Origin of the sequence: Klebsiella sp. KP20-425-1, assembly GCF_025813515.1 — a bacterium.
Taxonomy (GTDB): Bacteria; Pseudomonadota; Gammaproteobacteria; order Enterobacterales; family Enterobacteriaceae; genus Klebsiella; species Klebsiella pneumoniae.
Map to the genome: position 1 here is coordinate 4,739,133 of NZ_CP109614.1, position 20,773 is coordinate 4,759,905.

The following is a 20,773-nucleotide window of genomic DNA, read 5'->3' on the forward strand; positions in this document are numbered from 1 at the left end:
TTTCCTTATATGTATGCTTGTTTTGTACTCAGAACCTTACGATTCTCAAAAAAAATTACGCACGATACCGTTTAATTGTACACGTTCAGTTCTGGCTCGCACCAACAACCTGTAATACTTTGTTGAGCGCTTGTTCAGGTTGTTCACTGTCTAACCAGTGCACACCTTCCCAACCGCGCAGCCAGGTGACCTGACGTTTGGCTAACTGTCTCGTGGCGCAAACACCTCGATAAACCATCTCATCATACGGGATCTCGCCATTGAGATATGACCACATCTGGCGGTATCCGACACAACGGATGGAAGGCATGTCCGTATGCAAATCTCCGCGGGCAAAAAGCGCCCGTACTTCTGCTTCAAAACCTGAAGCTAACATCTGATGAAAACGCTGTTCTATGCGTTGATGGAGCAGTTCACGGCTCGCCGGGGCGATGGCGAACTGATGCACCTGATATGGCAGAGCGTCTCCTGACGTTTGCGTCAGTTCCGTTAAAGTTTTACCCGAAATGAAAAAAACTTCCAGTGCCCGGGAAAGCCTTTGCGGATCATTTGGATGAATACGCGCAGCAGCCACGGGATCGATCTCCTGTAATTGCTGATGTAACGCATTCCACCCCTGCTCTGCGGCCTGCTGCTCAATCCGCGCTCTGACCTCTGGGTCAGCCGACGGTAAGGGCGACAATCCTTCCAGCAACGCTTTGAAATACAACATCGTTCCGCCGACTAACAGCGGAATTCGCCCGGCGGCGACAATATCCGCCATCGCCGCCAGCGCATCGCGGCGAAAATCCGCCGCGGAATAGGCCTCCGCAGGATCCAAAATATCCAGCAGCCGATGCGGCGCAGCGCTAAGCTCCGCAGCATCCGGTTTGGCGGTGCCAATATCCATTCCCCGATAAATGAGGGCGGAATCAACGCTAATCAACTCTACTGGCAAAACTTTACGTAAGGCTATCGCCAGCGCGGTTTTGCCGGAGGCCGTCGGGCCCATTAAAAAAATTGCCTTGGGCAGGCTCGCCTCGGTTACATCATTCATCTTTCAGGGCATTCATCGCCGAATGGAGATCTACAGGTTGTAACAGGCCACCCGGCGGCGTTCTCACCAGCTGCGGGCAAAGACGCTCAACGTCCGCCAGCAGCGCAATCGCCTGCGCCATATTCCATGACGTCTGTTCGCTCGTCAGATTACGCGCCATCCATTGGGCGATATTGCCGACGTCGAATGCGTTTTGCTGCGCCAGGTAGCCTATCAGTTCAGGAATCAAGATTTGTAAATTTTGTTGTCTTAAGGGTAAAGGGACCGCGCGCACCGTCACGTGCAGGGCATCGGTATGCACATCGATCCCTAGCTGCGCCAGCGCCGGCTGAGCGGCGGCCAGCGCCTGCTTTTCCCCTTCCGTAACTTTTAACCGCAGCGGGATCAGCAGCGGCTGAGCACATACCGCCTCCGCTCCCGGGGTCAACTGCGCCTGGCGCAGCCAGCGCTCGGCAACGGTCAACGACAGCAGCGCCAGACCGCCCTCGCGCTCCAGCAGCGCGCAGTCGCCGCCAACAATCGTCAGCACTCTGCCAAAGCTCTGACTGTGACCGGCCAACTCTGCCGCTGCCGGAGGCCGCAACGCTGGCTTTGGCGCCGTTGGCGTGTCGAGCAGTTGACGATAAAGCGCTCCCTGCTGCTTCTGGTAACCCGGCTGCGCATGCGGCCAGCTCGCGCCGCCCGGTTTGCCGCTGGAGGCCGCAGGCTCACGCGATGGCGTGATGCTGAAGCGGGTCGCAGGTTCCCGCGCTTCCGCTGGCCGCGCAAACTGGTTTCCGCCCGCGGCGATGCGGTTCTCCGGCATCGGGCGCGGCGCCGGCGGGTCGTCTTTTTCCGCCAGCGGCGCGTCAAGCTGCTGCTGCAGTACGCTCAGTACGCCCTGGTAGATAAAGTCGTGCACCAGGCGCGACTGATGAAAACGCACCTCATGCTTGGCCGGGTGGACGTTTACATCCACCTGATGGGGATCGATCTCCAGATACAGCACAAACGCCGGTTGCTGATCGGCCCCTAGCTTGTCTTCACAGGCCTGGCGGATAGCATGGTTGATCAGCCGATCGCGCATCATCCGCCCGTTAACGTAGCAATACTGAATTTCCGCCAGCGCCGGGGTGGTATGCAGCGGATCGGCGACCCAGCCGCGCAGGGTCAGATCGCCATGCTGCCACTCGATCGCCAGCGCATGTTCGAGAAAAGCGGCGCCGCAAATTGTCCCCAGCCGGCGCTCGCGCTGGCCATCCTGAGCGACTGCCCGATACTGGCGCATCACCTTGCCGTTATGGCTGAGGTTGATAGTGACGTCGAAGCGCGCCAGCGCAATGCGGCGCACCACCTCGTCAATGTGGCCGAACTCGGTCTTTTCGGTGCGCATAAATTTGCGCCGCGCCGGGGTGTTATAGAACAGATCGAGGACTTCCAGAGTGGTACCGACCGGGTGCGCCGCCGGCTTCACCGTCACCGCCTGATCGCGGCCTTCAGCATACGCCTGCCAGGCTTCCTGCTGCTCCGCCGTGCGCGAAGTCAGCGTTAAGCGCGCCACCGAACTGATACTGGCCAGCGCTTCGCCGCGAAAGCCGAGGCTAATAATGGCCTCCAGATCGTCAAGCGAGGCGATCTTGCTGGTCGCATGACGAGCCAGGGCCAGCGCCAGCTCGTCTTTTTTGATGCCGCTGCCGTTATCGCGGATGCGAATAAGCTTCGCGCCGCCGCGTTCGATATCAATGTCAATCCGCGTGGCGCCCGCATCAAGACTGTTCTCAACCAGCTCTTTCACCACCGACGCGGGCCGCTCCACCACCTCGCCGGCGGCAATCTGGTTGGCGAGCTGCGGCGGCAGAACCTGAATCGGCATCCCCTGCTCCTTAGTTAATCAACATCCCGCCCGGCGCCGCGGCGCTGGCGGTCTGCGCCGCCTCGCCGCGAGGCGCCGACTGCAGCGGATGCTGCATAAAGTAGTTGCGTAAGCCGTTATAAATCGCCTCCGCAATCTGCTCCTGGTAATCATCGCTACCCAGCAGCCGCTCTTCGCCGTTGTTACTGATAAAGCCCGTTTCCACGAGGATCGACGGGATGTCCGGCGAGCGCAGCACTCCAAGGCTAGCATGCTCCGGGCGGCGTTTGTGCAGGTTGCCAATACGCTGCAGCTGGCTCAGCACGTTGGTCGCCACATCGTAGCCGACGCGCTGGGAATGACCAAACTGCAGATCCAGCACCGCCTGGCTCAGGTAGGGGTCGGCCTGGCTGTTTGCCAGCACATCGCCCGCACCGCCGAGCAGTTCAGACTGCTTCTCATGCTGCTCGAGCCAACCGGCCATTTCGCTGTTGGCGCGACGGTTCGAGAGCACCCACACCGAGGCGCCAGTGGCATCGCGGTTTGGCGCGGCGTCAGCATGGATAGAGACGAGGAAATTGGCGTTTTGCTTACGCGCCACGTCAGAGCGGCCCATCACCGAAATAAAGTAATCCCCGTCGCGGGTCAGCACCGGCTTAAACTGCGGATCGGCGTTCAGTAACGCCCGCAGCTTGCGCGCGATAGCGATAGTCACGTTTTTCTCTTTGGTGCCGTTCGGGCCAATCGCGCCAGGATCCTGGCCGCCGTGCCCGGCATCAATAGCGATAATGACTTTATCATCCGCCGACACCGTGCGGGCCGCCGGGCGAGTCACGGTCTGATTGTTGGTCATCGCCGGCTGAGAGGAGGTCATCACCGTCTGCCGTTCATGACCCGACGAGCTGAACGGGTTACGCCCTGACGTCGTCGTCCGGGAAGGCATCACCGGCGGCGGGTCGGCCCGTTTCACCACCACGGGCGGCGGAGGCGGCGGCGGCGGCGCGTCGGCGTTGATGGTAAAGACCACCGTGTAATTCGCCCCGTTCTGTTGCTTCACCGCCCGGGTTTTGCCATCTTCCGTCAGATCCACCAGCAGACGCAGCGTCTGCGTATCCTGCGGCGTGCCGGCGCGAATACTCTTCACCAGGTTGCTGCCGCTAAACTGCAGCGGTAGTCCCTGCAATACGCCGGTCTGCTTGATATCCAGCGCCACCTGACGTTTACCCTGTGGGGTAAAGGAGTACTCCGGCTCACCGACAAAGCTTAGGGTAATACGGGCCTGCTGGTCTCCGTTAGAGACCTGGATATCGGATAAACTCGCCGCAGTGGCGTGAAGACTCGACAGCATCAGCGCAGCGGCAAGCCAGGTGGTTATGCGATACTTCATCCCGTCATCCTTCAGGCTAAAAGGCTATACGCGCCAGTAAAGATTCACCCCGTGAGGAGATCGCGGTAATACGCGCCTCACGCCCTTGTGCCTGGTAATCAAGGTGAATTTCAACATCCGGGTCAGGCAGGACACCTGCGCCTTGCTGCGGCCATTCCACCAGGCAGATGGCATCGTCGGCAAAATAATCACGGATCCCCATAAATTCGAGTTCCTCAGGATCCGCCAGACGGTAGAGATCGAAGTGATACACCATCAGGTTCTCGAGGGTATAGGGCTCCACCAGGGTATAAGTTGGGCTTTTGACATTGCCGCGGTGACCGAGCGCCTGCAAAAAGCCGCGGCTGAAGGTCGTTTTCCCCGCGCCTAAATCACCATACAGATAAATCACGGTGGCGCCGGTACAGGCCTGCGCGATGCGGTCGCCAAGGGCCAGCGTGGCCTGCTCATCGGGTAAAGGAATCACTCGGTTAATCATGGTCTACGTCAATCACATCCGGGTTAACAACACGCCTGAGCGTGGAAAAGAGATCGGTCGCCAGCATGCCGCGGGTGCCCTCGCGGGCGGCCAGTCGGTCGGCGGCATCGCCATGAGCGACGCACCCGGCACAGGCAGCATCATACGGCGTCAGGTGCTGTCCTAACAACGCGGCGATGATGCCGGTGAGCACATCGCCCATCCCGCCGCTGGCCATCCCGGCATTGCCGGCATCGATAATGCCCATCGCCCCGCTTTCACTGGCCACCACCGTGCCCGCGCCTTTCAGCACAACCACGCCGCCATACCGTTTTACCAGACGCTGCGCAGAAAGTAAGCGATCGCTTTCAATTTCTGCCACGCTGACGTTCAGCAGACGGGCCGCTTCGCCGGGGTGCGGCGTTAGCACGCGATTGTGACGTTTATCGGGATTGAATGCCAGCAGGTTCAGCGCGTCGGCGTCCCAGACCATCGGTTTGTTAAAACTTTCCACCGTCCGCAGGGCGCTGCGTCCCCATTCGCGCTGCCCCAGGCCAGGGCCAATCGCCACCACATCAGCCCACTCCAGCGCGGCTTTCAGAGTCTGCGGCGTCAGTTCATCTACCATTAATTCCGGCCGCACGGTGACAATGGGCGCCACGTTCTCCGGGTGAGTAAGTACTCGCACCAGTCCCGCGCCGCTGCGTAGGGCCGCTTCACCGCACATACGGATAGCGCCTGCCGTGCCGCGATCGCCGCCGACAATCACCAGTTTACCGTGATCGCCTTTATGGGAGGTGGCCCGCCGCGGCGGCAGCCAGTCGGCGAGGTGGGCGGCGCAAAACCGCGTCAGAGGAGTGCTTTGTCCGGCGAGCCAGCGTTCGAGCCCCAGCGCATGATGGTGGAGTTGCCCGACGACATCCCGCGCCTTGCCGGTCAGCAGCCCCGGCTTGAGGGCGATAAAGGTCAGCGTATGGTCGGCCTGTACCACTGCACCTGGCGTCGCGCCCGTCTGCGCATTCAGGCCGGAAGGGATATCCAGCGCCACCACCGGCGCCGGGTGGTGGTTCGCCTGGTGGATGAGCGCCGCAACGGGATCGCGCGGCGCACTGCGCAGACCGGTGCCGAGCAGGCCATCAATAATCAGTGAGATATCGTCGGGCCATGGGATGGTCGCCGCATGGATCACGCCGCCGGCGTTAAGCCACGCCTCCCGCGCCGCCTGCGCCTCTTCCGGCAGCGGGCTGTCACTCTCCACCGCCAGCAGCGTCACCCGCCGCCCCGCGGCCTGTGCCAGACGCGCAACGACATATCCGTCGCCGCCGTTGTTGCCATGTCCGCAGAGGATCAGCCAGTGCGCGCTGGCAGGATAAGCACAGCTGGCCAGCTGGAACGCCGCCTCGCCCGCGCGCTGCATGAGTTCGAACAGCGTCAGCCCCAGGCTGTCCGCCGCCTCTCGTTCGGCCAGGCGCAGCGCCTCCGCAGGCCAAATGTTGTATGGTATACTGTCAGGGTTTTTCGTCATTGTATGGTCCATCATGTCACAGCCCCTCGATCTCGTTCAGTTAGCGCAACAAATCAAACAATGGGGCACAGAGCTTGGGTTCCAGCAGGTGGGGATCGCCGATACCGACCTCAGCGCCAGTGAACCCAAACTGCAGGCATGGCTGGATAAACAATACCACGGCGAAATGGAATGGATGGCCCGTCACGGTATGATGCGCGCCCGTCCCCACGAACTGCTGCCCGGTACGTTACGCGTCATCAGCGTGCGGATGAACTATCTGCCCGCTAACGCCGCCTTTGCCCGCACCCTGAAAGATCCCACGCTGGGTTACGTCAGCCGTTATGCCCTCGGGCGTGATTATCATAAGCTGCTACGTAATCGCCTGAAAAAGCTGGGGGAGAAGATTCAGGAACAGTGTGCTTCGCTCAATTTTAGACCTTTTGTCGATTCCGCGCCTATCCTGGAACGGCCAATCGCAGAAAAAGCGGGCTTAGGCTGGACAGGTAAGCACTCACTTATCTTAAGCCGCGACGCCGGATCGTTCTTTTTCCTCGGCGAACTGCTGATTGATCTGCCCCTGCCGGTCGACAGCCCGGTCGCGGAGGAGTGTGGGCGCTGCGTCGCCTGCATGACCATCTGTCCCACCGGGGCCATCGTTGAGCCCTATACCGTCGACGCCCGGCGCTGCATCTCCTATCTCACCATTGAACTGGAAGGTGCAATCCCCGAGGAGTTCCGTCCACTAATCGGCAACCGTATTTACGGTTGTGATGATTGTCAGCTGATCTGCCCGTGGAACCGTTTCTCACAGCTCACCGATGAAGAGGATTTCAGCCCACGCAAAGCGCTGCATGCCCCGCCGCTGGTGGAGCTGTTCGCCTGGAGCGAAGCGTGGTTTCTGAAGGTGACCGAAGGGTCGGCGATTCGTCGCATTGGCCACCTGCGCTGGCTGCGCAATATCGCCGTCGCGTTGGGCAATGCGCCCTGGGATGAAGCCCATCTTCGCGCCCTGGAGAGCCGCCGGGGCGAGCACCCGCTTCTCGACGAACACATTGAGTGGGCGATTGCCCAGCAACTGAAAAAGCGGAACGCCGACGCCGTTGAAGTACAGCTGCCGAAAAAATTACGTCTGGTCAGAGTGGTAGAGAAAGGCTTGCCGCGCGACGCCTGATTCATTCACAGGCTGTGAATAAAATCTAAAACACATTGCGTTTCAAGGCGCAGACCAAGGTCAAGTGATCGGATTAACATTTTGAAATGAAATTTATTTGTTAAATTTCAATCACATACAAAGATACTATTTACAAAGCGAAGCATTTGCGCCGCCAGTGACGGAACGACAACCTGTGGATAACTCTGTTCACAGTATTTCTGCGGACCAAACGAAAATCATCCCCGGCGCTGGATTGCACTGTGGATAAATAAGAGATGGAAGAAAATTTGGAGCGGGAAACGAGACTCGAACTCGCGACCCCGACCTTGGCAAGGTCGTGCTCTACCAACTGAGCTATTCCCGCTTAATCATCGTCATTCAAGCTACCGTCTAGCAACCTGAAAACTGCGACTGGTGTGGTGTGTCTTTCAAATTTTGGAGCGGGAAACGAGACTCGAACTCGCGACCCCGACCTTGGCAAGGTCGTGCTCTACCAACTGAGCTATTCCCGCTTAATCTTCGGCTTTCGCCCCGCATCTGCGAGATGAAATCCTTTGATCAGGATGGTGCTTTCAAATTTTGGAGCGGGAAACGAGACTCGAACTCGCGACCCCGACCTTGGCAAGGTCGTGCTCTACCAACTGAGCTATTCCCGCGTTACTGCATTTTTTGCCATATTTCGATGGCGTCGTAATTTGCATTTCTGCGTCGTTACGGGAGGCGCATTATACGAGAATTCGATGCCCCTGCAACCCCCTGACGATCACTTTTTTGCGTTTTTTGTTTAAATGGACATTTTCTCGCCATCTACGCCGCTGAATTGTATAAATAAGCGTCATAACGGGCAAAATCGCTTTTTCCGCCCGGCTGAATGACGCAAAATCGCTCGCATCATACAGCGGTGGCGCGACGTATAACGAGGCCACCCCGACGCCAAACAGGGAATTAGCATGAGAAAAGTCCTCACCGTCCTGCTGCTGAGCACGCTGGCCATCGGAACCGCGTCAGCCGAGACGCTCCATTTTGGCACCACCACGGCCAATCCACCGTTTGTCACCGCCAACGGCAAAAATCAGCCCGTTGGCTTCGATATCGATCTCGCGCACGCCCTGTGCCAGCAGATGCAGGCGCAGTGCCAGTTCACGGCGCAGCGTTTCGATACCCTGATCCCGGCTTTACGCTTTAAGAAATTTGACGCGGTGATTGCCGGCATGGAAGTGATCCCGATGCGTGAGAAGCAGGTCGCCTTCAGCCGACCCTATCGCCAGGCGCTCTCCGGGGTAGTGATCGTCAACAAAGATGTCGCCCATACCTTTGCCGATCTGAAGGCTAAAAAAGTCGGCGTGGTGAAAGGCACGCTGCATCAGCGCTACCTGCGTGATAAACAGAAAGCCGTACAGGCTGTCCCTTACGACGATGTCGCCAGCGCCCTGGCCGCGCTGAAAGCCGGGCAAATAACCGGCGTCATGGGCGACTTCGCCACCCTCGACGCCTGGCAGCAGGAGAACCCTGACTACGCCATCATGGATGAACGGGCCACCGACCCGGCTTATTACGGTAAGCAGTATGCGATTGCGGTGCGCAAAGACGATCCGGAGCTGCTGAACGCCATCAACGATGCCCTGGCCGCGGTCATGGCGACACCTGACTTCCAGCAGATGCAGCAGAAGTGGTTTAAATAACGCAGAAAAGTGTACCGGGCCGCGCACAGGGCCCGGTCGCGGTTTACAGCTTAATGAAGTGTTCGCGGTAGTAAGCCAGCTCGGCGACCGACTCGCGGATATCGTCCATCGCCTGATGAGTGCCCTGCTTTTTAAAACCGTCGAGAATTTCCGGCTTCCAGCGGCGCGCCAGCTCTTTCAGCGTGCTAACGTCCAGATAGCGATAGTGGAAATAGGCTTCCAGTTGCGGCATGTACTTAAACAGGAAGCGACGATCCTGGCCGATACTGTTGCCGCAGATCGGCGACTTGCCCGCCGGCACCCACTGCTTAAGAAACTCAATGGTCGCCAGTTCGGCATCGTGCTCGCTGACAGTGCTGGCCTTTACGCGATCCACCAGACCGCTGCCGGTATGCGTCCGCACATTCCACTCGTCCATTACTGCCAGCTGAGCGTCCGACTGATGCACCGCGATGGTCGGGCCCTCAGCCAGAATGTTCAGGTTGGCATCGGTCACCAGGGTGGCGATTTCGATAATGCGATCGCGCTCCGGATCCAGCCCTGTCATCTCAAGATCGATCCAAATGAGGTTGTTTTCATTTGCACTCATGCTATTTTCCACCCTTCTCGCGTGACTATATTCATCTAAAATAGCGTGTATCATAGAGGTTTTGCCCCATCAGGGCGACCAGGAGCCAGTTCGATTGAGTAAAAATAAACTCTCCAAAGGCCAGCAGCGCCGCGTCAAAGCCAACCACCAGCGCCGTCTGAAAACCACTGCGGAGAAGGCCGACTACGATGACAACCTGTTTGGCGAAACGTCGGAAGGCATTGTCATCAGTCGCTTTGGTATGCATGCCGACGTCGAATCCGCTGACGGCAGCGTGCATCGCTGCAATATCCGCCGGACGATCCGCTCGCTGGTCACCGGCGACCGCGTGGTCTGGCGGCCGGGTAAAGACGCCGCCGACGGCGTAAGCGTCAAAGGGATCGTCGAGGCGGTGCACGATCGCGCCTCCGTCCTGACGCGTCCGGATTTTTACGACGGCGTGAAGCCTATCGCCGCCAATATCGACCAGATCGTGGTGGTTTCCGCGATCCTGCCTGAGCTGTCGCTGAATATTATCGATCGCTATCTGGTGGCCTGCGAAGCGCAGGATATCGAGCCGCTCATTGTGCTGAATAAAATCGATCTGCTGGATGATGATGGTCTGCGCTTCGTCAATGAGCAAATGGATATCTACCGCAACATCGGTTACCGCGTGCTGCTGGTTTCCAGTCGGACTCAGGACGGCCTTAAGCCGCTGGAAGAGGCCCTGACCGACCGCATCAGTATCTTCGCCGGGCAGTCCGGGGTCGGTAAATCGAGCCTGCTGAACGCCCTGCTCGGGTTGAGCGAGGATCAGATCCTCACCAATGATGTCTCGGACGTTTCCGGCTTAGGTCAACACACCACCACCGCGGCACGCCTCTACCACTTCCCGCACGGCGGCGATGTGATTGATTCACCGGGGGTACGTGAGTTCGGCCTGTGGCATCTGGAAGCGGAACAAATCACCAACGGCTTTGTCGAATTCCATGATTATTTAGGCCGTTGCAAATATCGCGACTGTAAACACGATACCGATCCTGGCTGTGCGCTTCGCGAAGCGGTAGAGAACGGCAAGATCGCCGAAAGCCGTTTTGAGAACTACCACCGCATCCTGGAAAGCATGGCGCAGGTACAGGTAAAAACGCGTAAAAACTTTTCCTCGTCCGATGACTGATCATTAAGCTGAGCATCACATCAGGCGCTGCCGGGCAGCGGTGATGACGCAGCTTACGCGGATGCCATTTGGCGAGTTTTACGTATAGAATCGTCCCCTTTTTTCAGGTCCCCGCCCGCAGGCGGGGTCAGGAACGACATATCATGGCCTGGAGGCTACTTTGTTAAACGATCTTAAACTTTCACTGCAATACATTCTGCCTAAACTGTGGCTCACCCGCCTCGCAGGCTGGGGTGCGAGCAAACGCGCAGGTTGGCTGACGAAGCTGGTCATCGATCTGTTCGTGAAATACTACAAGGTCGATATGAAAGAGGCGCAGAAGCCGGATACCGCGGCTTATCGCACCTTCAACGATTTCTTCGTGCGCCCGCTGCGCGACGACGTTCGCCCGCTGAATACCGATCCAAACGTGCTGGTGATGCCGGCCGATGGCGTGATCAGCCAGCTTGGCGCCATTGAGAACGATAAAATCCTGCAGGCTAAAGGTCATGACTACAGTCTGGAAGCCCTGCTGGCCGGCAACTATCAGATGGCCGACCTGTTCCGTAACGGCAGCTTCGCCACCACCTACCTGTCGCCGCGCGACTATCACCGCGTACATATGCCGTGCAACGGCATCCTGCGCGAAATGATCTACGTTCCTGGCGACCTGTTCTCTGTTAACCACTTGACGGCGCAGAACGTCCCGAACCTGTTCGCCCGTAACGAGCGCGTCATCTGCCTGTTTGATACTGAGTTTGGCCCGATGGCGCAAATTCTGGTGGGCGCAACTATCGTCGGCAGCATTGAGACCGTGTGGTCCGGCACCGTGACCCCGCCGCGCGAAGGCATTATTAAACGCTGGACCTGGCCCGCTGGCGACAACGAAGGCTCCATCGCCTTGCTGAAAGGCCAGGAGATGGGCCGCTTCAAACTGGGTTCCACCGTGATCAACCTGTTTGCCCCGGGCCAGGTGAAGCTGGTCGACACGCTGCAAAGCCTGTCCGTGACCAAGATCGGCCAACCGCTGGCGACAGCAGTGGAAGCGACCGCCGCCGCTGAACCCGCGCCGTTACCGGAAGAAGAGATCCGCGCCGAACACCGCGCCAGCCCGCTGGTTGACGATAAACAAGACCAAGGTTAATTCTTCAGCAAAAGGGTTATGCCGTGCGCCTGATATACACTTTCCTGTTGGCCTTGAGCCTCAGTTTCGGGGCGTACGCTGCGACAGCCCCGGATGCTAAACAGATAACCCAGGAACTGGAACAGGCGAAGGCGGCAAAGCCCGCCCAGCCTGAAACCGTTGAAGTTCTGCAGTCCGCGCTGAACGCGCTTGAGGAGCGAAAATCATCCCTCGAGCGCGCCCGTCAGTATCAGGACGTTATCGACAATTTCCCCAAACTGTTTCAAAGTCTGCGTGCCCAGCTCAATAATCTGAGCGAAGAGCCGCGCCAGGTGCCAACCGGCCTGACCGCCGATGCGCTGAACCAGGAGATCCTGCAGGTCAGCAGCCAGCTGCTGGAATCGAGCCGCCAGGCGCAGCAGGAGCAGGATCGCGCGCGTGAAATCGCCGACTCCCTGAACCAGCTGCCGCAGCAGCAAACCGATGCCCGTCGTCAGCTCAATGAGGTTGAGCGCCGCATCGGCACGCAAACCGGCAACAATGCTCTCGCCCAGGCGCAAAATCTTGCCCTGCAGGCGGAATCAGCGCGTCTGAAGGCGCTGGTGGATGAACTCGACCTCGCCCAGCTCTCCGCCAACAACCGCCAGGAGCTGTCGCGCGCCCGTTCCGAGCTGGCGCAAAAACAGAGCGAGCAGCTGGATGCCTATCTGCAGGCGCTGCGCAATCTGCAAAACAGCCAGCGCCAGCGGGAGGCGGAAAAGGCGCTGGAGAGTACCGAACTGCTGGCGGAGAACAGTGAAAACCTGCCGCCGGACATCACCGCCCAGTTTAAGGTCAACCGTGAGCTCTCCCAGGCGCTGAACCAGCAGGCGCAGCGCATGGATCTGGTGGCGTCCCAGCAGCGGCAGGCGACGAATCAAACGCTGCAGGTGCGCCAGGCGTTAAACACCCTGCGCGAGCAGTCGCAGTGGCTGGGCTCCTCCAATCTGCTGGGCGAAGCCCTGCGCGCCCAGGTGGCGCGGCTGCCGGAGCGCCCTCGCCCGCAGCAGCTGGATACGGAAATGGCGCAGCTGCGCGTGCAGCGTCTGCGCTTTGAAGATTTGCTGAGTAAGCAGCCGCAGCTGCGGCAGATCCGCCAGGCCGACGGCGAACCGCTGACCAGCGAGCAGAACAAGATCCTGCAGGCGCAGCTGCGCACGCAGAACGAGCTGCTGAACTCGCTGCTGCGCGGCGGCGATACCCTGATGCTGGAGCTCACCAAGCTGAAGGTCGCCAACGGCCAGCTGGAAGACGCGCTGAAAGAGATCAACGAAGCCACCCACCGCTATCTGTTCTGGACTTCGGACGTCAGCCCCATCGGCTTCTCCTGGCCGCTGGAGATCGTCCAGGATCTGCGGCGCCTGATCTCCCTGGATACCATCAGCGAACTGGGTAAAGCCAGCGCGATGATGCTTACCAGCAAAGAGACCCTGCTGCCGCTGTTTGCCGCCCTGCTGCTGGTTGGCTTTAGCATCAGCTCGCGGCGCCATTTCACCCGCTTTCTCGAGCGCTCCAGCGCCCGGGTGGGGAAAGTCACTCAGGATCACTTCTGGCTGACGCTGCGCACGGTCTTCTGGTCGATACTGGTGGCCTCGCTGCTGCCGGTGCTGTGGATGACGCTCGGCTATGGTCTGCAGTCCGCCTGGCCGTTCCCGCTGGCGGTGGCGATTGGCGATGGAGTCACCGCGACGGTGCCTCTGCTGTGGGTGGTGATGATCTGCGCCACCTTCGCCCGGCCAAACGGGCTGTTTATCGCCCACTTCGGCTGGCCGCGTAGCCGCGTGGCGAAGGCGATGCGCTACTACCTGATGAGCATCGGGCTGATTGTGCCGCTGATTATGGCGCTGATCATGTTCGATAATCTTAACGACCGCGAATTCTCCGCTTCGCTGGGCCGCCTGTGCTTCCTGCTGATCTGCGGCGCGCTGGCGGTGGTCACCCTGAGCCTTAAGCACGCCGGTATTCCGCTCTATCTGGATAAAGAGGGGAATGGCGACAATATGGTGAACCGCCTGCTGTGGAACCTGATGCTTGGCGCCCCGCTGGTGGCCATGCTGGCGGCCGCCGTCGGCTACCTCGCCACCGCCCAGGCGCTGCTTGCGCGTCTGGAAACCTCGGTCGCCATCTGGTTCCTGCTGCTGGTGGTCTATCACATCATCCGCCGCTGGATGCTGATCCAGCGCCGCCGGCTGGCCTTCGACCGGGCCCGCCATCGTCGCGCGGAAATTCTCGCTCAGCGCGCCCGCGGCGAAGATGAGCCCGTTCACGTCAGCAGCCCGGAAGGGTCGGTGGAGACGGAGGTCAGCGAGGTCGACCTCGATGCCATCAGTACCCAGTCGCTGCGGCTTGTGCGCTCCCTGCTGATGCTGATCGCGCTGCTATCGGTCATCGTGCTGTGGTCGGAGATTCACTCGGCGTTTGGCTTCCTTGAGAATATCTCGCTGTGGGACGTGACCTCGACGGTACAAGGAGTGGAAAGCCTTGAGCCTATTACGCTTGGCGCGGTGTTGATTGCCATTCTGGTGCTGATCATCACCACTCAGCTGGTACGCAACCTGCCCGCGCTGCTGGAACTGGCGATCCTCCAGCATCTCGATTTAACCCCCGGCACCGGCTACGCCATCACCACCATCACTAAGTATCTGCTGATGCTGGTCGGCGGGCTGGTGGGCTTCTCGATGATCGGTATCGAGTGGTCGAAGCTGCAGTGGCTGGTCGCCGCGCTGGGTGTGGGTCTCGGGTTTGGCCTGCAGGAGATCTTCGCCAACTTTATCTCCGGCCTGATTATCCTGTTTGAGAAGCCGATCCGCATCGGCGATACGGTCACCATTCGCGACCTGACGGGCAGCGTCACCCGCATTAATACCCGTGCGACCACCATCAGCGACTGGGACCGAAAAGAGATTATCGTGCCGAACAAGGCGTTCATTACCGAACAGTTTATCAACTGGTCGCTGTCGGACTCGGTTACCCGCGTGGTGCTGACGGTGCCGGCGCCTGTGGACGCCGATACCGAAGAGGTGACGAAAATTCTCATCGCCGCGGCGCATCGCTGCTCGCTGGTCATCGATACCCCGGCGCCGGAGGCGTTTCTCGTCGACCTGCAGCAGGGGATCCAGATTTTCGAGCTACGTATTTTTGCCGCGGAGATGGGGCACCGCATGCCGCTGCGCCATGAGATGCATCAGCTGATCCTGGCGGGCTTCCGCGAGCATGGCATTGATATGCCGTTCCCTCCGTTCCAGATGCGTCTGGAAAGTATTGACGGCAGGCAAAGCAGTAAAACCATGACCTCGGCCGGAAAAACCAGCCGCCGTACGGCTGGTAGCCTGTAAACCATCCCCTGCCCGGCGGCACCGCCGGGCAGGCTCTTTAACTCTCCATCACCAGCGCGCCGGACGCCATGCGCCGACGGTAGCTTTCGTAGATCCCCAGCGCCAGCAGTGAGAAGAAGATCGGCCCACCGACCATCCACAGGGTGCTGTTCCAGTCCCCGCTGTCGATGACGGGTTGGATAATGGTGAAGATATTGGCGAAGGTCACCACCAGCAGCACCACGCCGGTCGCCAGCAGCGTCGACGGACGGTTTTTGAAGATCACGAACGGCCGGTCAAGATGGGTTTTCGCCTTGAAGAACGGGAAGGCGATGGTCAGGAACAGATAAGGCAAGGTCATAGAGACATTGGCCATCAGCGTCAGCTTGTTATAAAACGCGGAAGCGCTATCCCCACCGAACGATACCAGTACGATAAACACCCCGACCAGCAGACACTGCAGCCACATCGCCGCGGCGGGCATTCCGTTGACGTTGAGACGGGTCATCACCGACGGCCAGAGCGCTTTTGGCGTGCCCTGGATAATCGCTTTCAGGGGAGAATAGCTGAGGGTGAAGAACGCGCCGGTGTAAGCGAGAAACATCGACAGGCCGGTAATACGGGCGAACCAGACCCCGGTCAGGGCTGACGCCGCAGGGGTCAGGTGCAGGGCCTGGCCCAGCGTCGCCCCGAGGCTGGTCATCAGCACATAGGTGATGTTGCCGAGGTTGGTCGAACGCGCGCCAAGCACCTGCTGCCAGTTGGCGCTCACGCCCCACAGCACAATCGCCAGCGAGTAACCGATCGAGATAACGATCGCCGCGATGATAATACCTTTGGCAAAGTTCTTTTCCGGCTTATCGGTCTTATCCACTAAGCCGCCAACCGCCTCAATTCCGCCATAGGCAAAGATGGCAAATACCACAAACGACAGCATCGCCATGCCCGACTGATACCCGGGATTAGGCGAAAGGGTGAAGTTTAACGGCTGGGCGAAATGACCGCCGTTAAGCAGAAGGATCGCCCCGCTCACCAGCAGCAGCACCAGGTTAAGCCCCATCACCGCGATACCACCGACAGCGGTAATTTTAGCGATTTTATTGATCCCTTTGACGGCAATAAAGGTCACCACGACCATCCAGCAGGCCGCCAGAATACCGACCGTCTGCGTCGGCGTCAGGCTACCCAGCGCCCAGGTCTGGGTTTTGTCCGCGCCAAACAAAAAAGTAGAGAGCGGGACCCAGATCTTAGCGGCGGTACTCACCATCCACACTACGTACGAGGCAAACCACATAAAGGTACCAATGAAGGCAAAGCGCGGCCCGACGCTGTGGTTCATCCAGGAATAGATCCCGCCCTCTTCGCGACGATAAGCTGAGCCCATCTCCGCCATCATCAGCGCGAACGGGATAAAGAAAAAGAGGGCGGAAAAAAGGTAAAACGGCATCGCGCTATAGCCCATCAGATAAAACGCCGATGGGCTGTTGGCAAAGCCAAATACCGAGGTGAAGATCATCAGAATCAGCCCGATCAGGCTCATCTTCTTGAGTTGTTGATGCATAAATCTATCCAAACGTGGGCATCGCCCGACGAGCGACGCCTGGCCTCATAAAAAGAGCGCGGATAGTAGCAAAATCACGGAGGGAAATTGTGGGTATTCGGGCTAAAGCCGGGGCGAGGGTGTCAGGTTCAGAGTCGTCTTTCACCTCCCCTACCCGCCGGCGGAGGGAGGTGAAAAAGCGATCAGGCGCGGTCTACCGTAAAGGCGATCACTTCGCCGATGCTTTCAGCGCCCAGCGCCAGCATGACCACGCGGTCAACGCCCAGCGCCACGCCGGAGCAGTCCGGCAGACCCGCCTCCAGCGCCGCCAGCAGGTTGTTATCGATGGGCTGCTGCGGAAGGCCGCGCGCGGCGCGTTTGCGGTTATCCTGCTCAAACCGCAGGCGCTGTTCATGGGCATCGGTCAGCTCGTGGAAACCGTTCGCCAGCTCAATACCTTTGTAATAGACCTCAAAGCGCTCAGCGACCCGATGATCTTCCGGGCTGATCTGCGCTAAAGAGGCCTGAGTCGCCGGGAAATGATAAATGAACGTTGGTCGATCTTTGCCGATGTGCGGCTCCACGCCCATGGTGAACAGCAGCTGCAGCAGGGTATCGCGATCTTCTTCAGTATCGGCGATATTGCTCAGATCCAGCTTCGCTGCGACTTCACGCAGCTGTGCTTTATCGGCAGAGAGCGGGTCAATTTCCAGATGGCGCTGAAACGCCTGCTGATAGGAGAGACTTTCCGCCGGTTGGCACTCCAGCACCTGCTGCAGCAGATCGTCCACCTCATTGATCAGGCGATACATGTCATAGCATGGACGATACCACTCCAGCATGGTGAATTCCGGATTGTGATGACGCCCCATCTCTTCATTACGGAAGCTGCGGCACAGCTGGAAGACCGGGCCGCAACCCGCCGCCAGCAGGCGCTTCATGTGGTATTCCGGACTGGTCATCAGGTACAGGTTAAGCCCCTGAGAATGGCCCGGGCCGACGAAACGGGTTTCGAACGGGAACAAATGAATATCCGTTACCGTCGCCTGACTCATGCAAGGCGTCTCCACCTCCAGCACGCCGCGATCGGTAAAGAAACGGCGGATTTCCGCCATCACCGCCGCGCGCTTCAACAGATTGGGAATGGGTGCGCTCGGCTGCCAGGTTGCCGTCTCGCTCATGGTACTTTCTCCGATTGCAAATTAAGGGCACGAAGTCTACTCGCAACCGGCGAGTGAAACAAATTTTGTGCAATCTCCGGCAGACTACATGCCATTAATCTATCGTTAACCCTGACGCATAAATACCACTGATAAATAACCGCACATATCGATAAAAAAATCGAACACGTCAATTTTCCATACTGACCCTAAGGCTATACTCCTGTACCTATAAAGGAGCAGTGATACTTTTTCGCCAGCCCGGCGGCGAAATACACTAAAACTGGAGGAATGTCGTGCAAACTTTTCAAGCCGATCTCGCCGTAATTGGCGCCGGCGGGGCAGGCCTTCGTGCCGCTATCGCCGCCGCTCAGGCCAACCCCAACGCTAAAATCGCCCTGATTTCTAAAGTCTATCCGATGCGCAGCCATACGGTCGCTGCAGAAGGGGGGTCCGCAGCCGTTGCCCAGGATCACGATAGCTTTGAGTACCATTTTCACGACACCGTCGCGGGAGGCGACTGGCTGTGCGAGCAGGATGTCGTCGACTATTTTGTTCATCACTGCCCGACGGAAATGACCCAGCTGGAGCAGTGGGGATGCCCATGGAGCCGCCGCCCCGACGGCAGCGTCAACGTCCGGCGCTTCGGTGGCATGAAAATCGAACGCACCTGGTTTGCCGCCGACAAAACCGGCTTCCACATGCTGCATACCCTCTTCCAGACCTCCCTTCAGTTTCCCCAAATTCAGCGCTTTGACGAACATTTCGTCCTTGACCTGCTGGTCGATGACGGGCAGGCCCGCGGCCTGGTGGCGATGAATATGATGGAAGGCACCCTGGTGCAGATCCGCGCTAACGCCGTGGTGCTGGCTACCGGCGGCGCCGGGCGCGTCTACCGCTACAACACCAACGGCGGCATCGTCACCGGTGACGGGATGGGGATGGCCCTGGGCCATGGCGTGCCGCTGCGCGACATGGAATTCGTTCAGTATCACCCGACCGGCCTGCCGGGCTCCGGGATCCTGATGACCGAAGGCTGCCGCGGCGAAGGCGGGATTCTGGTCAACAAAAACGGCTACCGCTATCTGCAGGATTACGGCATGGGCCCGGAAACCCCGCTCGGCGAACCGAAGAATAAATATATGGAGCTGGGCCCACGCGACAAAGTGTCCCAGGCCTTCTGGCACGAGTGGCGGAAAGGGAACACCATCCCGACGCCGCGCGGCGACGTGGTCTACCTCGATCTCCGCCACCTCGGCGAGAAAAAACTGCTGGAGCGTCTGCCGTTTATCTGTGAACTGGCGAAAGCCTACGTCGGCGTCGATCCGGTGAAAGAGCCGATCCCGGTGCGCCCGACCGCGCACTACACCATGGGCGGTATTGAAACCGATCAGCAGTGCGAAACCCGAATCAAAGGGCTGTTTGCCGTGGGCGAATGCTCGTCCGTTGGCTTACATGGCGCCAACCGTCTGGGCTCCAACTCGCTGGCCGAGCTGGTGGTCTTCGGCCGCCTGGCCGGGGAGCAGGCCATGCAGCGCGCCGCTCAGGCGGGCGAGGCAAACGGCGCAGCCCTCGATGCGCAGGCTGCCGATGTGGAGCAGCGCCTGAAAGATCTCGTCAACCAGGAAGGTAACGAAAACTGGGCGAAAATTCGCGATGAAATGGGGCTGTCGATGGAGGAAGGCTGCGGCATCTACCGCACGCCGGAGCTGATGCAGAAAACGATCGACAAGCTGGCTGAACTGCAGGAACGCTTTAAGCGCGTGCGCATTACTGATAACTCCAGCGTGTTCAATACCGATCTGCTTTACACCATTGAGCTGGGGCACGGTTTAAACGTTGCCGAATGTATGGCGCACTCGGCCATCGCCCGTAAAGAATCGCGCGGGGCGCACCAGCGTTTGGATGAAGGCTGTACCGAACGCGACGACGTCAACTTCCTCAAGCACACTCTCGCCTTCCGCGAGGCCGATGGCACTACCCGTCTGGAATATGGCGATGTGAAGATCACCACGCTGCCGCCGGCAAAACGTGTCTATGGCGCAGAAGCGGACGCGGCTGAGAAGAAGGAGACCACCCATGGCTGAGATGAAAAACCTGAAAGTCGAAGTGGTGCGCTACAATCCGGAGGTCGACACCGCACCGCACAGCGCATTCTATGACGTGCCTTACGATGAACAGACCTCGCTGCTGGACGCGCTGGGCTACATCAAAGACAACCTGGCGCCAGACCTGAGCTACCGCTGGTCCTGCCGAATGGCAATCTGCGGTTCCTGCGGCATGATGGTCAACAAGGTGCCGAAGCTGGCCTGCAAAACCTTCCTGCGCGATTACACCAAAGGCATCAAGGTGGAGGCATTGGCCAACTTCCCGATCGAGCGCGATCTGGTGGTGGACATGACCCACTTTATCGAAAGCCTGGAAGCCATTAAGCCGTATATCATCGGCAATAACCGCACGCCTGACCAGGGGCCAAACAAGCAGACCCCGGCCCAGATGGCGAAATACCATCAGTTTTCCGGCTGCATCAACTGCGGGCTGTGCTATGCCGCCTGTCCACAGTTCGGCCTGAACCCGGAATTTATCGGCCCGGCGGCGATCACCCTCGCCCACCGCTATAACGAAGACAGCCGCGACCACGGTAAAAAGGAACGCATGGCGCAGCTTAACGGCCAGAATGGCGTCTGGACCTGCACTTTCGTGGGCTACTGCTCGGAAGTGTGTCCGAAGCACGTCGACCCGGCGGCCGCGATCCAGCAGGGCAAGGTGGAAAGCTCGAAAGACTTTCTTATCGCCACCCTGAAACCACGCTAAGGAGTG

General features: G+C 59.1%; 15 protein-coding genes and 3 tRNA genes. 7 read left to right on the top strand and 11 right to left on the bottom strand.

Annotation, left to right across the window (positions count from 1 at the left end; translation table 11 throughout):
- Positions 1-85 precede the first annotated feature (85 nt).
- Genes miaA through nnr form a run of 5 tightly spaced genes read right to left on the bottom strand, consistent with a single transcriptional unit; the run spans position 86 to position 6,236 of the window.
- A complete protein-coding gene (gene miaA, locus OHJ17_RS23155) occupies positions 86-1,036 on the bottom strand; it encodes a tRNA (adenosine(37)-N6)-dimethylallyltransferase MiaA (RefSeq protein ID WP_002885652.1) in 951 nt (316 codons plus the stop codon).
- On the bottom strand, positions 1,029-2,888 hold the full coding sequence (mutL, locus tag OHJ17_RS23160; RefSeq protein ID WP_032433775.1) for a DNA mismatch repair endonuclease MutL: 1,860 nt from the start codon (positions 2,886-2,888) through the stop codon (positions 1,029-1,031). The genes miaA and mutL overlap by 8 nt, the downstream gene beginning before the upstream one ends.
- A gap of 10 nt (positions 2,889-2,898) precedes the next feature.
- A complete protein-coding gene (amiB, locus tag OHJ17_RS23165) occupies positions 2,899-4,254 on the bottom strand; it encodes an N-acetylmuramoyl-L-alanine amidase AmiB (protein ID WP_032433774.1) in 1,356 nt (451 codons plus the stop codon).
- Between the two features lie 16 nt (positions 4,255-4,270).
- Positions 4,271-4,732: a tRNA (adenosine(37)-N6)-threonylcarbamoyltransferase complex ATPase subunit type 1 TsaE gene (gene tsaE, locus OHJ17_RS23170; RefSeq protein WP_004210688.1), complete on the bottom strand. Its 462-nt coding sequence runs from the start codon at positions 4,730-4,732 to the stop codon at positions 4,271-4,273.
- On the bottom strand, positions 4,725-6,236 hold the full coding sequence (nnr, locus tag OHJ17_RS23175) for a bifunctional ADP-dependent NAD(P)H-hydrate dehydratase/NAD(P)H-hydrate epimerase (protein WP_004198690.1): 1,512 nt from the start codon (positions 6,234-6,236) through the stop codon (positions 4,725-4,727). Before nnr ends, tsaE begins: the two co-directional genes overlap by 8 nt.
- 13 nt (positions 6,237-6,249) lie before the next feature.
- Here nnr and queG point away from each other — a divergent pair, with 13 nt between their 5' ends.
- Positions 6,250-7,389 (top strand): tRNA epoxyqueuosine(34) reductase QueG, encoded by a 1,140-nt coding sequence (queG, locus tag OHJ17_RS23180; protein WP_004178333.1) that lies wholly within the window; start codon positions 6,250-6,252, stop codon positions 7,387-7,389.
- A 270-nt stretch (positions 7,390-7,659) separates the two neighbouring features.
- Here queG and OHJ17_RS23185 read toward each other — a convergent pair.
- The 3 genes from OHJ17_RS23185 to OHJ17_RS23195 all read right to left on the bottom strand — a co-directional run bounded on the left by OHJ17_RS23185 (position 7,660) and on the right by OHJ17_RS23195 (position 8,027).
- Positions 7,660-7,735 (bottom strand) — tRNA-Gly (locus OHJ17_RS23185).
- 72 nt (positions 7,736-7,807) lie between these two features.
- A tRNA-Gly gene (locus tag OHJ17_RS23190) sits at positions 7,808-7,883 on the bottom strand.
- Positions 7,884-7,951: 68 nt separating this feature from the next.
- Positions 7,952-8,027: transfer RNA gene (locus tag OHJ17_RS23195), tRNA-Gly, on the bottom strand.
- Between the two features lie 294 nt (positions 8,028-8,321).
- Here OHJ17_RS23195 and OHJ17_RS23200 point away from each other — a divergent pair.
- Entirely contained in the window at positions 8,322-9,053 is a 732-nt protein-coding gene (locus tag OHJ17_RS23200; protein ID WP_004177719.1) for a transporter substrate-binding domain-containing protein, read from the top strand.
- Positions 9,054-9,096: 43 nt separating this feature from the next.
- Here the strand turns inward: OHJ17_RS23200 and orn are convergent, their stop codons facing one another.
- A complete protein-coding gene (gene orn, locus OHJ17_RS23205) occupies positions 9,097-9,642 on the bottom strand; it encodes an oligoribonuclease (protein WP_009309332.1) in 546 nt (181 codons plus the stop codon).
- Positions 9,643-9,736: 94 nt separating this feature from the next.
- Here orn and rsgA point away from each other — a divergent pair, with 94 nt between their 5' ends.
- The 3 genes from rsgA to mscM all read left to right on the top strand — a co-directional run bounded on the left by rsgA (position 9,737) and on the right by mscM (position 15,274).
- Complete coding sequence (gene rsgA / locus OHJ17_RS23210) at positions 9,737-10,798, top strand: small ribosomal subunit biogenesis GTPase RsgA (protein WP_032433773.1); 1,062 nt, start codon at positions 9,737-9,739, stop codon at positions 10,796-10,798.
- A 160-nt stretch (positions 10,799-10,958) separates the two neighbouring features.
- Positions 10,959-11,921: an archaetidylserine decarboxylase gene (gene asd / locus OHJ17_RS23215; RefSeq protein ID WP_002885536.1), complete on the top strand. Its 963-nt coding sequence runs from the start codon at positions 10,959-10,961 to the stop codon at positions 11,919-11,921.
- Between the two features lie 23 nt (positions 11,922-11,944).
- Positions 11,945-15,274, top strand: a complete 3,330-nt coding sequence (gene mscM, locus OHJ17_RS23220; RefSeq protein ID WP_267302689.1) for a miniconductance mechanosensitive channel MscM — start codon at positions 11,945-11,947, stop codon at positions 15,272-15,274.
- Positions 15,275-15,311: 37 nt separating this feature from the next.
- Here the strand turns inward: mscM and yjeM are convergent, their stop codons facing one another.
- Complete coding sequence (gene yjeM, locus OHJ17_RS23225) at positions 15,312-16,814, bottom strand: glutamate/gamma-aminobutyrate family transporter YjeM (RefSeq protein WP_004178330.1); 1,503 nt, start codon at positions 16,812-16,814, stop codon at positions 15,312-15,314.
- Positions 16,815-16,996: 182 nt separating this feature from the next.
- Positions 16,997-17,974 (bottom strand): elongation factor P--(R)-beta-lysine ligase, encoded by a 978-nt coding sequence (epmA, locus tag OHJ17_RS23230; protein ID WP_004146714.1) that lies wholly within the window; start codon positions 17,972-17,974, stop codon positions 16,997-16,999.
- A 275-nt stretch (positions 17,975-18,249) separates the two neighbouring features.
- On the opposite strand from epmA, the gene frdA reads away from it, so the two are divergent.
- Positions 18,250-20,040, top strand: a complete 1,791-nt coding sequence (gene frdA / locus OHJ17_RS23235; protein WP_004177727.1) for a fumarate reductase (quinol) flavoprotein subunit — start codon at positions 18,250-18,252, stop codon at positions 20,038-20,040.
- Positions 20,033-20,767 (top strand): fumarate reductase iron-sulfur protein, encoded by a 735-nt coding sequence (gene frdB, locus OHJ17_RS23240; RefSeq protein ID WP_004177729.1) that lies wholly within the window; start codon positions 20,033-20,035, stop codon positions 20,765-20,767. Before frdA ends, frdB begins: the two co-directional genes overlap by 8 nt.
- The last annotated feature ends 6 nt before the right edge of the window (positions 20,768-20,773 follow it).